The 13,892-nt window shown below is 73.8% G+C and carries 14 protein-coding genes; 4 read left to right on the top strand and 10 right to left on the bottom strand.

Going from position 1 to position 13,892, the window contains the following annotated elements; genetic code table 11:
* Nucleotides 1-42 precede the first annotated feature (42 nt).
* Together ACLWS4_RS27595 and ACLWS4_RS27590 are read right to left on the bottom strand one after the other, a co-directional pair.
* A complete protein-coding gene (locus tag ACLWS4_RS27595) occupies nucleotides 43-1,047 on the bottom strand; it encodes a glycosyltransferase family 2 protein (protein WP_416875501.1) in 1,005 nt (334 codons plus the stop codon).
* Nucleotides 1,048-1,287: 240 nt separating this feature from the next.
* Nucleotides 1,288-1,938, bottom strand: a complete 651-nt coding sequence (locus tag ACLWS4_RS27590) for a transglycosylase SLT domain-containing protein (protein ID WP_387829368.1) — start codon at nucleotides 1,936-1,938, stop codon at nucleotides 1,288-1,290.
* Between the two features lie 729 nt (nucleotides 1,939-2,667).
* Here ACLWS4_RS27590 and ACLWS4_RS27585 point away from each other — a divergent pair.
* A complete protein-coding gene (locus tag ACLWS4_RS27585; RefSeq protein ID WP_380741250.1) occupies nucleotides 2,668-3,456 on the top strand; it encodes a S1 family peptidase in 789 nt (262 codons plus the stop codon).
* Between the two features lie 156 nt (nucleotides 3,457-3,612).
* On the opposite strand, the gene ACLWS4_RS27580 is transcribed toward ACLWS4_RS27585, so the two are convergent.
* From ACLWS4_RS27580 to ACLWS4_RS27570, 3 genes are all read right to left on the bottom strand, one after another.
* Complete coding sequence (locus tag ACLWS4_RS27580) at nucleotides 3,613-4,836, bottom strand: helix-turn-helix domain-containing protein (RefSeq protein WP_416875500.1); 1,224 nt, start codon at nucleotides 4,834-4,836, stop codon at nucleotides 3,613-3,615.
* A gap of 208 nt (nucleotides 4,837-5,044) precedes the next feature.
* Nucleotides 5,045-6,490, bottom strand: coding sequence for an amino acid permease (locus tag ACLWS4_RS27575; protein ID WP_049658990.1), 1,446 nt, complete (start codon nucleotides 6,488-6,490; stop codon nucleotides 5,045-5,047).
* A 264-nt stretch (nucleotides 6,491-6,754) separates the two neighbouring features.
* A complete protein-coding gene (locus ACLWS4_RS27570) occupies nucleotides 6,755-7,009 on the bottom strand; it encodes a hypothetical protein (RefSeq protein ID WP_416875499.1) in 255 nt (84 codons plus the stop codon).
* A 146-nt stretch (nucleotides 7,010-7,155) separates the two neighbouring features.
* Between ACLWS4_RS27570 and ACLWS4_RS27565 the strand changes: the two genes are divergently transcribed.
* Both ACLWS4_RS27565 and ACLWS4_RS27560 read left to right on the top strand, forming a co-directional pair.
* A complete protein-coding gene (locus tag ACLWS4_RS27565; RefSeq protein ID WP_074005189.1) occupies nucleotides 7,156-8,151 on the top strand; it encodes a Ku protein in 996 nt (331 codons plus the stop codon).
* Between the two features lie 57 nt (nucleotides 8,152-8,208).
* Nucleotides 8,209-8,514 carry a hypothetical protein gene (locus ACLWS4_RS27560; RefSeq protein ID WP_049658984.1) on the top strand — a complete coding sequence of 102 codons (306 nt, stop codon included), beginning with the start codon at nucleotides 8,209-8,211 and terminating at the stop codon, nucleotides 8,512-8,514.
* Between the two features lie 48 nt (nucleotides 8,515-8,562).
* Here ACLWS4_RS27560 and ACLWS4_RS27555 read toward each other — a convergent pair whose 3' ends face one another.
* Nucleotides 8,563-9,951 carry an NADP-dependent succinic semialdehyde dehydrogenase gene (locus ACLWS4_RS27555; protein ID WP_387829362.1) on the bottom strand — a complete coding sequence of 463 codons (1,389 nt, stop codon included), beginning with the start codon at nucleotides 9,949-9,951 and terminating at the stop codon, nucleotides 8,563-8,565.
* 120 nt (nucleotides 9,952-10,071) lie between these two features.
* Nucleotides 10,072-10,353: a DUF6158 family protein gene (locus ACLWS4_RS27550; protein WP_049659828.1), complete on the bottom strand. Its 282-nt coding sequence runs from the start codon at nucleotides 10,351-10,353 to the stop codon at nucleotides 10,072-10,074.
* A 140-nt stretch (nucleotides 10,354-10,493) separates the two neighbouring features.
* Here ACLWS4_RS27550 and ACLWS4_RS27545 point away from each other — a divergent pair, with 140 nt between their 5' ends.
* On the top strand, nucleotides 10,494-11,477 hold the full coding sequence (locus ACLWS4_RS27545; RefSeq protein ID WP_049659827.1) for an adenosine deaminase: 984 nt from the start codon (nucleotides 10,494-10,496) through the stop codon (nucleotides 11,475-11,477).
* A gap of 45 nt (nucleotides 11,478-11,522) precedes the next feature.
* Here ACLWS4_RS27545 and ACLWS4_RS27540 read toward each other — a convergent pair whose 3' ends face one another.
* The 3 genes from ACLWS4_RS27540 to ACLWS4_RS27530 form a co-directional block, all read right to left on the bottom strand.
* Nucleotides 11,523-12,143 (bottom strand): vitamin K epoxide reductase family protein, encoded by a 621-nt coding sequence (locus ACLWS4_RS27540; RefSeq protein ID WP_074005192.1) that lies wholly within the window; start codon nucleotides 12,141-12,143, stop codon nucleotides 11,523-11,525.
* Nucleotides 12,140-12,931 (bottom strand): DsbA family protein, encoded by a 792-nt coding sequence (locus ACLWS4_RS27535; protein WP_416875498.1) that lies wholly within the window; start codon nucleotides 12,929-12,931, stop codon nucleotides 12,140-12,142. Before ACLWS4_RS27535 ends, ACLWS4_RS27540 begins: the two co-directional genes overlap by 4 nt.
* Before the next feature lie 102 nt (nucleotides 12,932-13,033).
* Nucleotides 13,034-13,693 carry a hypothetical protein gene (locus ACLWS4_RS27530; protein ID WP_380745217.1) on the bottom strand — a complete coding sequence of 220 codons (660 nt, stop codon included), beginning with the start codon at nucleotides 13,691-13,693 and terminating at the stop codon, nucleotides 13,034-13,036.
* Nucleotides 13,694-13,892: the final 199 nt, after the last annotated feature.

Genomic DNA, 13,892 nt, shown 5'->3' with positions numbered 1-13,892 from the left:
ACCGGGCGCGGCGCCCGGCTCACCCGGGTGGGGGTGCCCCGGCTACTTCCGCCCGGTGAGCGTGCCGCGCGCGATGTGGGAGAGCTTGGCCACCTCGAAGGCCGGGTACGCGCCGCCCGCCAGCAGCGAGAACTTGATCCCCTCGCGGCCGCCCGGCCGGCGGTGGCCGGGCGGCTGGAAGCGGCGGTGGTGCTCGGCGGCGCGGTGGAAGAACTGCGGCCGCTCGGCGCGGGTGACGCAGCCGGCCAGGTCGAAGACGAACAGGTAGTGCCGGATCATCCGGACGAACAGCGCCTCGCGCACCGCGTACAGGTGCGGCTGGTCCTCCAGCAGGGCGAAGCTGCGCTCGTACTGCTCGAACAGGTCGAAGACGCTGCTGCCCGGGCCGCCCGCCGGGTGGACGGTCTCCCGGCGGCGGAGCTGGACGCACTCGCGGGCCAGCACGGCGGCCGTCCGGGCGCCGAGCAGCGCCGCGTGCGCCACCGGGACCTCCTCGTAGCGGCCGGGCGGGAAGGCCAGGCCCAGCTCGGCCCAGTGGCCGCGGCGGACCAGCCGGTCCCAGGCCAGCGGCGGCGCGCCGAACAGCGCGGGCCGGTCGAAGGGCGCGAACGGCTCGGGGCCGGCCTCGGCGAGCAGCGCCTCGGCGCCGCCCGGCCAGTCCCGGTCCTGGTGCCGGCGGGAGTGGCCGAACAGCAGCACGTCCACTGGGCCGGTCTGCCGGAGCCGGTCGGCGAGCGTGCGCAGCGCGTCCCGGGGCAGCAGGTGGTCGGCGTCCAGGAACAGCAGGTACTCGCCGGTGGCCCGCGCCGCGCCCGCGTTCCGGCTCGCCCCGACCCCGACCGCGGCGTTCAGGTGCAGCACCGACACCTGCGGGTGCCGGGCGGCGTACGCGTCGGCGAGCCCGTCCGCGGTCTCGGGGGAGCGGTCGGCGACCACGATCACCTCGACGTCGGCCAGGGACTGGGCGAGCAGCGAGTCCAGGCAGTCGGCGAGCTGTTCGTGCTGGTCGTAGGCGGGGAGCACGACGCTGATCAGGGGTGAGGGCATGACGCCGGAGCGTAAGAGGGCTCGCGAACCGTGGCAAAGCCCTGACGGTCCGTAATTCCGATCAATCAGTGGCAAACCGTACGAGTGTGCGCCAGATCTTCACGCCGCCTTCCGGACGTGTCCACGCCCGGCCCGGGCTCCGCCCCGGGTCCCGGCCCGGCTTCCGACCTGGGGTGATGCGCGCCGGGGCCCGCGACGCGCGGTGCGTCGCGGGCCCTCGGCGGCCGATCGGGGGTCGGCCTAGTACCAGTGGTGGGACTGCCAGAACGACCAGGCGGCGCAGGGGCTGCCGTAGCGGGTGTTCATGTAGTTCAGGCCCCACTTGATCTGGGTGGCCGGGTTGGTGCGCCAGTCGGCGCCCGCGGAGGCCATCTTGGAGCCGGGCAGGGCCTGGACCAGGCCGTAGGCGCCGGAGGAGGCGTTCACCGCGAGGGGGTTCCAGCTGCTCTCGCGGAACACGATGTTGCTGAAGCACTGGAGCTGGCCGGCCGGCACGATCTGCGCGGCGATCTGCTGCGGGGTGCCGGAGTAGGCGGCCGGGGCGCTGTTCAGGTCCTGGCGCTCCTGGGAGCGGGAGGCGGCGGCCTCGGCGTCGGCCTTGGCCTTGGCGTCCGCCTGGGCCTGCGCCTCGGCCTGGGCCTGGGCGGCGGTGTCCGCCTCGGCCTTGGCCTGGGCCTCCTGGGCGGCCTGCTCGGCGGCGCCGGCGGCAGCGGTGTCGGCCTGGCCCTGCTCGGCGACCAGCGTGCCGTCCACCGACACGGCGGCCACGGGGGCGGCCTCGGTGCCGTTCCCGGCCTGCGGGATGGCGAGGGCCGCGGTGGCGGCGCTCGCGACCACGAGGGTGGCGACGCCGGTGATCAGGGAGTTGCGGCGGGCATGGCTGAGCTGCATGGGGCGGACGATCCTTCTCCGTCGGGGGCCGTGCCGGTGGCACCGGGGGCGGGGCATCGCGTGGGCTCCGGGTGAGCGGGGCCCGTGCGGCCGCCCTGGACGGCCGTGGCGCCCCGGCGGAAACGGCGGGGCGGGCGGGCTGCGCGGCGGCGGGGGGTGGTCGGCTGCGCTGTCTGGCGACGGGCCATTCTTGGCAGGGCCGGGGACGGGTGGCAAAGGCGTTCGCTACTACGCAGGGTCGTGGCTGAGGGTTGGCCGGAGCGGGGCCCGGCGGCTTATTTGGGCATATTTGTCCGGATCCTCCATCCGGAGGTGGCAGCCCGGGGGTGGTGAAGGATCGCACCGCCGGCAGGTGCGGTGGCCTGTGTTCTTCAGGCGGATCGCGGTCGCGGGCGGCCCGGTCGGGGCGGCTCGACGGTGCCGGGGGCGGTGCTGCTGGGAGCGCGTCCACTACCGGGGATCGTGGATGGCGATCCCGCTGTGGGCGGGCTCACACGCCGGCGGGCGCGGCGTCGACGCGGAGTGAGCGGCCGGTGACGGGTCCGGGGGTCGCGCACGGGATTCCCCGGGGCGGGCCGCGGGGTTCGGTGTGCGATCGTCCCGGGCCCTCCGCACCCGGAACCCCTCATTGCCGTGTTCCTGCCAGATCCGACCGGCAAGGGCGGACCCCTCCTATCGCGCCGCCCGCCGGGCCACTCTCGGTCTTCCCCCACCTGCAAGGAGGATCTGATGAAGCGTCAACTCGGCAGGTTCGTCTGCCTGCTGGCCGGCCTGGTGCTCGGCGCCGGAGCGCTCGTGCTGCCCGCCGCCGCCTCACCCGAGCCGTCGCCGAGCGTGGTCGGCGGCACGCGGGCGGCGCAGGGCGAGTTCCCGTTCGTGGTGCGGCTCTCGATGGGCTGCGGCGGCGCGCTCTACACCTCGCAGATCGTGCTCACCGCCGCCCACTGCGTCGACGGCACCGGCGCCGACAGCAGCATCACCGCCACCGCGGGGGCGGTCGACCTGAACAGCGGCAGCGCGGTCAAGGTCCGCTCCTCGTACGTGTACCAGTCGCCCGCCTTCACCGGCGCCGAGAACGGCGACGACTGGGCGCTGATCAAGCTGGCCTCGCCGGTGACCGGCGGCCAGGTCAGCACCCTGCCGATCGCCACCTCCACCGCCTACGACAGCGGCACCTTCACCATCATGGGGTGGGGCGCCGCGCGCGAGGGCGGCGGCCAGCAGCGGTACCTGCTCAAGGCGACCGTGCCGTTCGTCGACGACGCCACCTGCGCCCGCGCCTACCCGGGGCTGAACGCGGCCGGCTCGCTCTGCGCGGGCTACGTCTCCCAGGGCGGCGTCGACACCTGCCAGGGTGACTCCGGCGGCCCGATGGTCCGGCAGGACGCGGCGGGCCGCTGGGTCCAGGTCGGCATCGTCAGCTGGGGCAACGGCTGCGCCCGCGCGGGCTACCCGGGCGTCTACACCCAGGTGAGCACCTACGCGGCCGACATCGCCGCGGCGGCGGCCGGCCTCTGATCCGACCCGGCGGGTCCCCGGGCTGACCCGGAAGGTCACTGATCCGACCCGGTAGGGCCGGTCGAAGCGGTACGGCAGGGCCGGTCACCACACCCGCAGGTGGTGGCCGGTCCTGCCGTTCCGTGACGGACCGGGGACGGCCGTGCCCGGGGAGCCTCACCCGCGCAGCCACTCCTCGGCCCGCCGTCGCTCCCGGGCGATGCGGCCGGCGGTGTGCGGGGGCAGCCGGGTGAGCAGGGCGACGGCGGCGTCGGTGCGGCCGGCGAGGGCGTGGGCGCCGGCGAGGCGGGCGGTGACCAGGGCGTGGTCGCGCGGGCGGGCGGCCGGGTCGAGGAGCCGTAGGGCGGCCTCCAGCCAGGCCGCCGCGGTGCGGGCGTGGCCGGCGCGGCCGGTGCGGACGGCGAGGTCCCGGTGGCAGGTGCCGTGCGCGACGGCCAGGACCAGGTCGGCGCGGTCCGCCCAGGGTGTCGGTTCGCCGGTGCGCAGCGCGGTGTCGGTCAGTCGCCGGGCCTCCGCCAGGGTCCGGCGCACCAGCGGGGCCCGGCCGGCCAGCGCGTGGGCGTGGGCCTGGGCGACGGCGGTCCAGGCCCGCAGCCCCGGCAGGGGAGGCGCGGTGGTCCGGGCGGCCTCGGCCAGGGCGAGCGCGGTGGCCGGGTCGCCGTGCCACCAGTACAGGGTGCTCTGCCGGGCGAGCAGCGCGGCCGCGGTGATCCGGTCGCCGGTCGCGCGTGCCCACTCCAGCCCGGTGGCGTACCAGCTGAGCGCGCGGGCGTGGCGGTCGCCCTCGAAGTGGGCCCAGCCGGCGAGTTCGGCGTACTGGGCGGCGAGCGAGCGGTCGGCGGCGGGGTGCTCGCGCGGGTCGGGGTACTGGTGCGGGTCGGGGTGCGGCCGGCCGAGCAGGGTGTGGGCGTGGTGCTCCAGGACGGTGGCCAGTTCCTCGCCGCCGATCCGGCCCGCGGCGGCGCGGTAGACGGCGAGCAGGTGGGCGAGCACTTCGACGGTGGCGGCGTCCGGCGGGCCGGTGGCGGTGGTGTCGAGCGGTGGCCGGGTGGCGGCGGCGCGTTCGCCGAGGTGTTCGCGCTCCTGCTGGACGGCCTGCCAGAGGTCCGCCAACTCGCCGTCGGCGTGCAGGAGTTCGTCGGCCCGGGCGGGCATTCCGGGTGGTGGCCAGCGATGGGCGTTCTCCACCCGGCTGATCAGCGAGTCGTGGTAGCCGAGCAGCCGGCCGAACTCGGCCTGGCTGAGGCCCCGGGCCTCGCGCCAGTGGCGCAGCCGGCGGCCGAAGCGCAGGCGCGCGGACCCGGGCCCCGTACGGGGCGGCGGCTGAGGCGGCTGGGGTGGTGGCGGCGGGGGTGGCGTGGGGGCGGGTAGGGACGGCACGGGGTCTCCCGGAGGGGGCGGGGGGAGCGCTCGTGGGGGAGCGCCCGGCCCTGGTATCCCCATTGACGTGCCTTGGTCAAACTGGACGGGCGGTGTGGTGCCGGGCGGCGTGGCATCGGGCGGTGCGCTGCGCCGAGCAGAACGGCGCCGGGCCCGGGAGCCTCCGCATCGGCTCCCGGGCCCGGCGTTCCCGCGCGGGGCGGACGGGTCAGGAGCCCGCCGCCGCCACCGCGGCCCGCCGCCGTCGGCCCACCACGGCCGAGGCCGCCAGCACGATGGCTGCGGCGACCAGCGACAGGTACATCTGCTTGCGTCCGTCGGCGTCGGTGAACATGTACGCCATGACGAACCCGATCATGCCCATGGCCGTCCAGGTCAGGTACGGGTACAGCCACATCCGGACGGTGTGCCGCTCGGGCATCTCGCGCTCGATGATCCTGCGCATCCGCAGCTGGGTCGCGCAGATCACCAGCCAGACGAAGAGCGCGACGGCGCCGGAGGAGTTGAGCAGGAAGGCGAACACGGTGTCCGGCGAGGTGTAGTTGAAGAACACCGCGACGAAGCCGAAGACCACCGAGGAGAGGATCGCCACCCGCGGCACGCCGCGCGAGGTCACCGTGGCGAAGGCCTTGGGCGCGTCCCCGCGCTGGCCCAGCGAGAACGCCATCCGGGAGGCCGTGTACATCCCGGAGTTGAGGCAGGACAGCACCGCCGTCAGCACGATCACGTCCATCACCTGGCCGGCGCCCGGGATGCCGATGTGGTCCAGCACCGCCACGTACGGGCTCGCCTTGACGTCGGCGGAGTCCCAGGGCAGCAGGGTGACCACCAGCAGGATCGAGCCCAGGTAGAAGATCCCGATCCGCCAGATCACGCTGTTGGTGGCCTTGGAGACGGCCTTCTCCGGGTTCTCCGACTCGCCGGCGGCCAGGGTCACGATCTCGCTGCCCATGAAGGCGAAGACCACGGTGAGCATGCCCGTGAACACCGCCCCCACCCCGTGCGGCAGGAACCCGCCGTGGCCGGTGAGGTTGCTGGCGCCGACCGCGTGGGTGCCCGGCAGCAGGCCGAAGGCGGCGAGGGTGCCGATCACCAGGAACGCGGCGATCGCGACCACCTTGATCCCGGCGAACCAGAACTCGAACTCGCCGTAGGAGGCCACCGAGAAGAGGTTGGTGGCGGTCAGCACCGCCATGACTATCAGGGCCCAGCCCCACTGGGGGACGCCCGGCACCCAGTTGTTGAGGATCTTCGCGCCGGCCGTCGCCTCGACCGCGAGCACCACCACCCAGAAGAACCAGTACAGCCAGCCGATGCTGAACCCGGCCCAGCGGCCGAGCGCCCGGTCCGCGTACGCCGAGAACGAGCCGCTCTGCGGGTCGGCCGCGGCCATCTCACCGAGCATCCGCATCACCAGGACGACCAGCACGCCGGCCATGGCGTAGGAGAGCAGGATGCCCGGGCCGGTGGTCGCGATGCCCGCGCCGGAGCCGACGAACAGGCCGGCGCCGATCACGCCGCCGATGGCGATCATCGACAGGTGGCGGTTCTTGAGTCCGGCCTTCAGGTGGCCGTCGCCGCCGTGGCCGATCGGCCCGGTCTGGTGGGGGAGCTTGGTGGCCGTGGCCGGGGGCTTGGTGGTGTCCGCACTCATCTGGGTGCCCTGTGCCTTTCCCGCGCGGCGTGTCCCTCGGCTCGTCGCGCCGAGGGTGGGGGACTGACCCGCGCATTGCGTCGCAACCTAACTTCTACGCCCGAGTATCGGAACAATCCTTTGGTAACTGTTCGCTCAACGGACGGAAAAGGCCTGGTCGGGGTGGGTGGAAAGGTGGCATGGAAACCTCAAATCTGACGCATCGTCAGCATTCGGAAAGGTCGCCAAGCTCTGTTGGGGCTCAAATCGCCCGCGGGTGGCCGGTCAGATCGGCCGCACGTCGAGGACGGTGATCGACGCCTCGTCCGCCGGCCGCCCGGTGAGCCGGGCGGCGAGGATCCGGGGGATGTCGTCCTCCTGCGAGTATCCGGGCAGCACCGTGACTTCCGCGCGCCGTGCGCCGGGCTCGCCCCGCACCGCGTACGTCACCAGGTAGCCGTACCGCTCCGGCGGCGGCGCCTGGTCGCGTTCCCGCTGGTTCCGCCGGCCCCGCTGGTTTCCTCGGCTCCGGATACCCATCCGCGTCGACCTCCTCGGCCCATTGTCGACGCGCTGTGGACGATCGGGGCAAACCAGAGCACAGTGGGACTCTCGGGACATGCCGTAGGAGCATCCCGAGCGTTCTCGGTGCCGGTCGGCTCCCGGTGCCGGTCAGGAGCGACCCCATGCAGACCACCTGGAAGGGGACGATCAGCTTCGGGCTGGTCAGCATCCCCGTCCACCTGTACTCCGCGACCCAGGAGCACGACGTCCCGCTGCACCAGGTGCACGCCAAGGACGGCGGCCGGGTGCGGATGAAGCGGTACTGCGAGCGGGAGGAGAAGGAGGTCCCGTACGCGGAGATCGCCAAGGGGTACGAGTCCCCCGACGGGCGGACCGTCACGCTCTCCGACGAGGACCTCGCCGACCTGCCGCTGCCCAGCAAGAAGATCATCGACGTGCTGGCCTTCGTGGACGAGGGCGAGATCGACCCGCTGATGTTCTCCAAGGCCTACTACGTGGGCGTCGCCGACAAGGCCGCCGCCAAGCCGTACGCGCTGCTGCGCGACGCGCTCACCGACTCCGGGCAGATCGCCGTCACCAAGATCGCGCTGCGCACCCGGGAGTCGCCCGCGGTGCTGCGGGTGCACGACAACACCCTGGTGCTGCAGACCTGCATCTGGCCCGACGAGGTCCGCCCGGCGGCCGGCATCGCGCCCGAGGGCGACGTCGCCGTCCGGCCGCAGGAGCTCAAGATGGCGCGGTCGCTGATGGACACCCTCTCCGAGGACTTCGACCTGTCCCAGCTGCACGACGACTACCAGCAGGCGCTGCAGCAGGTGATCACCGCGCGGCTGGAGGGCGTCGAGGTCCCGCACGAGGAGGAGCCGGGCGAGGCTCCGGACAACGTGATCGACCTGATGGAGGCGCTGCGCAGCAGCCTCAAGCAGGCCAGGGGCGGGCGGGGCGGCGGGGCCGGGGAGGCCGCCCCGGAGGAGGCGGAGCCCGCGCCGCGCAAGCGCGCCCCGGTGAAGCGGAGCGCCTCGAAGGCGGCAGCTTCCGGGAAGGCCCCCTCCGAGACGGCCGCCTCCGAGAAGTCCGCCGGGAAGACCTCCGCGAGGAGCCCGGCGGCGAAGAAGACCACCACCCGGAAGCCCTCGGCTCCCCGCAAGGCCTCCTGACCCCACCGGGGCCAGGCACCCCTCCCGTCCAGCCGTCCAGCACTGGAGGCGATCCCGATGGACCTGCTGACCTACAAGGAACTCGACGCCGAACTCGACGCCCGGGCCGAGGCCGACCCCGCAACCCGCAGGGCCCGGGGCTTCGGGCACCGCGTCTGGCACTGGCTGCTCAGCCTCAGCCCCACCGTGGTGACGTTCATGATCGCGCTCTCGATCGGCCTCTGCATGGTCGCGGTCCAGGTGAGCCTGCTGCCCGTGCTGGTGCCGATGGCGGTCTTCTGGGGCCTGACGCTCATCGCGATGGGCGGCGTGGTCGCCCGCTGGATGACCCCGGGGCCGGGCCGGCACCGGATGGCGTCCTGACCCGGTCGGGACGGGCGCGGGGCCGGACGGGCGCGGGCCCGGGAGGGCTCAGCCGATCCACACCGTGGTGACGTTGCAGAACTCCCGGATCCCGTGCCCGGACAGCTCCCGCCCGAACCCGGAGCGCTTGACGCCGCCGAACGGCAGCGCCGGGTGCGAGGCCGTCATCCCGTTGAAGAACACCCCGCCGGCCTGGATGTCCCGGACGAAGCGCTCCCGCTCGGCCTCGTCGGTGGTCCAGACGTTGGCGCTCAGCCCGAACGGGGTGTCGTTGGCGACCGCCACCGCCTCGTCCAGGTCGGCCACCCGGTAGACGGTGGCGACCGGGCCGAAGGTCTCCTCCAGGTGGATCCGCATCGCCGGGGTGATGCCCGTCAGCACCGTCGGCTCGTAGAACCAGCCGGTGTCCCAGCCCTCCGGGCGCCCGCCGCCGCACTCCACCCGGGCGCCGTGCACCCGGGCGTCCTCGACCAGCTCCTCCAGGTCGTCCCGGCCCTGGCGGCTGGCCAGCGGGCCGACGTCGGTGGACTCGTCCATCGGGTCGCCGACCTTCAGCGCGCCCATCGCCGCGGTGAAGGCGGCGGTGAAGCGGTCGTACACGTCGGTGTGCACGATGAAGCGCTTGGCGGCGATGCAGGACTGGCCGTTGTTCTGCACCCGGGCCCGGACGGCGGTGCGCACCGCCGCGTCCAGGTCGGCGCTCGGCAGCACGACGAAGGGGTCGCTGCCGCCCAGCTCCAGGACGGCCTTCTTCACCTCGTCCGCCGCGGTGGCCGCGACCGCCCGCCCGGCCGGCTCGCTGCCGGTGAGGGTGACGGCGACGACCCGGCGGTCCCGGATCACGCCCTCCACCGCGCCCGAGCCGATCAACAGGGTCTGGAAGCAGCCCTCCGGGAACCCGGCCCGCTGGAACAGCTCCTCGATCGCCAGCGCGGTGCGCGGCACGTTCGACGCGTGCTTGAGCAGGCCGACGTTGCCCGCCATCAGGGCCGGCGCGGCGAACCGGAGGACCTGCCAGAGTGGAAAGTTCCAGGGCATGACGGCAAGAACCGGACCGAGCGGACGGTAGCGGACAAAGGCCCGGGAGGCACCGGAGTCGGCGACGTCGGCCGGGGCCGGGTGCTCGTCGGCGAGCAGCTCCTCGGCGTGGTCCGCGTACCAGCGCATCGCCTTCCCGCACTTGGCGACCTCGGCGCGGGAGGCGGCGAGCGGCTTGCCCATCTCCTCGGTCATGGTGCGGGCGACCGCCTCCAGCTCCCGGTCCAGCAGGTCGGCGGCGCGGCGCATCAGTTCGGCGCGGGCGGCGAACGGGGTGCCGCGGTAGCTGTGGAAGGCGGCCTCGGCGCGGGCCAGCCGCCGTTCGATGCCGGCCGCGTCGAGCGGCTCGAAGGTCTGGACGGTCTCGCCGGTCGCGGGGTTGACGCTGGCGATGGGCATGCGGGGCTCCCAGGTGGGGTCACGGTCCGGTGCGTCTGCCCTCACACCCTCCCCGACCGCCCGCCTCCGGGCACGCCACCGGGCGCCCGGCGTGTCCCGGCGGGCGCGCGGCCCGCCCCGTCACTCCGGCAGCGACTCCACCCGGGCCGCCGCCTCCCGGGCGCGGGCCCCGGCCCTGGTCCGCGCGGCGGTGACCTGCCGGCTCGGGAAGCGGTGCAGGTACTCGGCCTCCAGCTCCCCGGTGCGCAGCGTGTGCCGCTTCAGCGCCTCCTCCGAGCCGTACAGGAACGTCTCGTGCCGCGTGCGGTGCAGCTGCTCCAGCTCGTGCAGGAGCGTGTCGTTGCCCAGGGCGTGCGCGGAGATGCCCGCGGGCCGGATGTGCGGGTCTTCGGCGTGCCGCATCTCGGTGCCTCCTCGGCGGAAGTCCCCTCCTCCAGGGTGCCCGCCGTCCGCCGCCGCTGCACCCGGTCCGTCGGCGCGGATCATAGGATGAATCCTTCCGTACACGTTCAGGACCACCCCGCTAGCGCTCGGACACCCACATGCCGCTTCCCAAGGCCGAACTCCACCTGCACATCGAAGGCACCCTGGAGCCCGAACTCGCCTTCGAGCTCGCCGCCCGCAACGGTGTCGAGCTGCCGTACGCCGACACCGAGGCGCTGCGCGAGGCGTACTCCTTCAGCGACCTCCAGTCCTTCCTGGACCTCTACTACGCGCTGATGGCCGTGCTGCGGACCGAGGACGACTTCGCCGACCTCGCCGACGCCTACCTGGCCCGGGCCGCCGAGCAGGGCGTCCGCCACGCGGAGATCTTCTTCGACCCGCAGGCGCACACCGCGCGCGGGGTGCCGCTGGGCGTGGTGGTGGACGGGCTGACCCGGGCGCTGGAGCGCGCCGAGGAGCGGTACGGCATCAGCACGCAGCTGATCATGTGCTTCCTGCGGGACGAGTCCGCCGAGTCCGCGCTGGAGACCTTCGAGGCCGCCCGCCCGTACTTCGGCCGGATCGCCGGCATCGGCCTGGACTCCGCCGAGGTCGGCCACCCGCCGGTCAAGTTCCGCGAGGTGTACCGCCGGGCCGCCGAGGCCGGGCTGCGCCGGGTCGCCCACGCGGGCGAGGAGGGCCCGGCCGCGTACATCACCGAGGCGCTGGACGTCCTCGGCGTGGAGCGGATCGACCACGGGCTGCGCTGCCTGGAGGACGGCGAGCTGGTCGCCCGCCTGGTGCGCGAGCAGGTCCCGCTGACCCTCTGCCCGCTCTCCAACGTCCGGCTGCGCTGCATCGACACCCTCGCCGACCACCCGCTGCGCGAGATGCTGGACGCCGGCCTGCTGGTCACCGTCAACTCCGACGACCCGGCGTACTTCGGCGGCTACGTGGAGGACAACTTCCGCGCCGTGCGCGAGGCCCTCGCCCTCGACCAGGAGACCCTGCGCCGGCTGGCCGCCAACTCCTTCCGCGCCTCCTTCATCAGCGAGGAGCGCCGCGCCGAACTCCTCGCCGAGGTCGCCGCGTACGCCTTCTGACCTGCCGGACCGCCGCCCCCGCGCGGGCGGGGGCGGCGGACGGGGTCAGAGCAGGGTGCTCCAGTAGTACCAGAACCGGTTGAGGACCAGCAGCGCGATCACCGCGTACCACAGCGCCGGGACGACCCAGTGGTAGCGGGCCGCCTCCCGGACGGCCACCCGCAGCCGCGGGCCCACCGGGATCACGCCCGAGCGCAGGTTGTGCAGCGTGGTGTACCAGAACAGCGGGATCACCGCGGCCCACACCACCATGCAGTACGGGCAGAGCGCGCCGATCCGGTACAGCGCCTGGTACATCAGCCAGGTCACGAAGCCGATGCCGAACACCGTCCCGGCCTGCAGGCCGAGCCAGAACCAGCGCCGGAACGCCGCCCCGGACAGCAGCCCGGCACCGACCGCGATCACCACCCCGAAGGCGACCAGCCCGATCAGCGAGTTGGGGAAGCCGAAGGCCTCCGCCTGGTCGCTGCGCATGATCGAACCGCAGCTGATGATCGGGTTGATGTTGCAGCTGGGGACGTAGGACGGGTCCTCCAGCAGCCGGATCTTGTCCAGGGTGAGGACCGTCGAGGCGAACAGGCCGACGGCGCCGCCGATCAGCAGCAGCCAGGCGAACGGGCGGCTCGCGCCGTACCCGGGCCGCCCGGCGGGGGCGCCGGCCGTCACCCGGTCACCTGCTTGACCATCGCGGTGAACTGCTCGGGGGAGACGGCCTTGCCGTTGTTCAGGACGTCCAGCTTCTTGCCGTCCAGCTTGACGGTCGGGGTGCCGGTGACGTCGCTCTTGTTGAACTCCTCGTTCACCTTGGCCGCCCACGGCGCGTACGTGCCGTCCTGGACGGCCTTGACGAAGGCGTCGGTCTTCAGCCCGGGCACCTGGCCGGCCAGGTCCAGGATGTGGTTGACGTCGCCGAAGGCGTCGCTGCGCTCGTCCGGCTGGTTGGCGTACAGCACGTCGTGGAACGCCTTGAACTTGTCCACGCCCTCGTTCAGCGCGGCGCCGGCCGCGGCCAGCGCGGTGCGCGAACCCTTGCCGCCCAGGTTGTTGTCCAGGAACGTCGCCAGGTGGTAGTCGACCTTGTACGTGCCGTCGTCGGCGAGCTGCTGGATCACCTTGCCGGTGGTGGTCTCCAGCTGCTCGCAGAACGGGCAGCGGAAGTCCTCGTAGACGTCCAGGGTGTGCGGGGCGTCGGCCTTGCCGTAGGTGATCACGGTGCCGTTGGTGCCGCTCGCGTTGGCCGGCACGACCAGCGGGCCGTTCGCGGCGTTCGAACCGGAGCCGGAGGAACCGCCGACGGCGAAGGCCACGCCCGCCACCAGGGCGAGCACGGCGGCGGAGGCACCGCCGACCACCACCCGGCGGCGGATCCGGTCGGAGCGCTCGGCCTGGGCGCGGGCGACGCGCATGCGGTCGGTGGCGGAGGCCTTCTTGTCGGTCTTGCGGGTGTTGCTCATGGGGTGTCGTCCTGTGCTCTCGGGCGTACGGGTCGGCGCGGCCGGTCGGGGCCAGCGCGGGAGGAGAGAACAGCCGACTGAGCGGGCGGGGAAGCCCGTGGCTCAGACGGCCAGGGCGAACACCGGCGGACCGCGCCGGACGGCCGGACGGACGACGACGTCCTCGGCGGGGACCAGCACGCGGCTGGCCCGGGGGAACGGCACCCGGGACGGCGGACGGGCCGGCAGCGGCGCGACCAGCAGCCGCAGCCAGCGGGCGGCGGCCGGCAGGTGGCGGTGCAGGAACTCGCCCAGCATCCGGACGGCCCCGGCCAGGCAGCAGAGCGCGGCGTCCGCGCGGCTCAGCCAGAAGGCGCCGGCCAGCGCGATCACCGTGTGCAGCAGGAGGAGCAGCAGCAGGCCGGTCTGGGCGGAGACGCCGTGGCCGAGCAGGAAGCCGCCGAGCGAGCCGCCGCCGCAGAGCAGCGGCTGGAGACCGTGTCCGGTGCCTGGCGGCAGCGAGGGACAGGTGCTCTGGGCGAGGTCGAAGAGGGCGCCGGCGGCCAGCTCCAGCGGCAGGAACACCGCCGCGACCGCCGGGAAGCCGCGTTCGCGGCCGGCCAGGGCGAAGGCCGCGGCGAAGACGGCGGCCGAGGCGAGCAGCATCGGGCCGACGGGGAGGGTACGGCCGGTGACCAGGACCTGGCCGAGCCCGGCGAGCAGCACGACCAGCGCGGCGAAGACCGCTGCGCGGAGCGTTCTGGTGACCGGGCTGGTGTTCATGGCATCCGAGTGTGCCACAGGTTGAATGTGGAACAGCCTGCTGGGAGGGGGGCTGTGAAGAGGGTCACCACCTGGGCTGAGCTGGGCTTATGCGGGGCTTACGGGGGTTGGGGTGGGGGTGTGGGCTCTCGGGAGGGTGGGGGCCGGGGGCGGCTCCGGGGGTGGCCGCTCCGGGGGCTGGATGATTTTCAGACTGCCA

This window comes from Kitasatospora sp. SC0581 (genome assembly GCF_048159585.1).
In the GTDB taxonomy this organism is placed as follows: domain Bacteria; phylum Actinomycetota; class Actinomycetes; order Streptomycetales; family Streptomycetaceae; genus Kitasatospora.
The sequence above is the reverse complement of the archived record's forward strand: the minus strand, read 5'-3'. Positions and strand labels throughout refer to the sequence as shown.

What these genes read in the sequence shown, in the direction of transcription:
- ACLWS4_RS27595 (WP_416875501.1), bottom strand. Translation starts at nt 1,047, where the DNA reads ATGCCCTCACCCCTGATCAGCGTCGTGCTCCCCGCCTACGACCAGCAC.
- ACLWS4_RS27590 (WP_387829368.1), bottom strand. Translation starts at nt 1,938, where the DNA reads ATGCAGCTCAGCCATGCCCGCCGCAACTCCCTGATCACCGGCGTCGCC.
- ACLWS4_RS27585 (WP_380741250.1), top strand. Translation starts at nt 2,668, where the DNA reads ATGAAGCGTCAACTCGGCAGGTTCGTCTGCCTGCTGGCCGGCCTGGTG.
- ACLWS4_RS27575 (WP_049658990.1), bottom strand. Translation starts at nt 6,490, where the DNA reads ATGAGTGCGGACACCACCAAGCCCCCGGCCACGGCCACCAAGCTCCCC.
- ACLWS4_RS27570 (WP_416875499.1), bottom strand. Translation starts at nt 7,009, where the DNA reads ATGGGTATCCGGAGCCGAGGAAACCAGCGGGGCCGGCGGAACCAGCGG.
- ACLWS4_RS27565 (WP_074005189.1), top strand. Translation starts at nt 7,156, where the DNA reads ATGCAGACCACCTGGAAGGGGACGATCAGCTTCGGGCTGGTCAGCATC.
- ACLWS4_RS27560 (WP_049658984.1), top strand. Translation starts at nt 8,209, where the DNA reads ATGGACCTGCTGACCTACAAGGAACTCGACGCCGAACTCGACGCCCGG.
- ACLWS4_RS27555 (WP_387829362.1), bottom strand. Translation starts at nt 9,951, where the DNA reads ATGCCCATCGCCAGCGTCAACCCCGCGACCGGCGAGACCGTCCAGACC.
- ACLWS4_RS27550 (WP_049659828.1), bottom strand. Translation starts at nt 10,353, where the DNA reads ATGCGGCACGCCGAAGACCCGCACATCCGGCCCGCGGGCATCTCCGCG.
- ACLWS4_RS27545 (WP_049659827.1), top strand. Translation starts at nt 10,494, where the DNA reads ATGCCGCTTCCCAAGGCCGAACTCCACCTGCACATCGAAGGCACCCTG.
- ACLWS4_RS27535 (WP_416875498.1), bottom strand. Translation starts at nt 12,931, where the DNA reads ATGAGCAACACCCGCAAGACCGACAAGAAGGCCTCCGCCACCGACCGC.
- ACLWS4_RS27530 (WP_380745217.1), bottom strand. Translation starts at nt 13,693, where the DNA reads ATGAACACCAGCCCGGTCACCAGAACGCTCCGCGCAGCGGTCTTCGCC.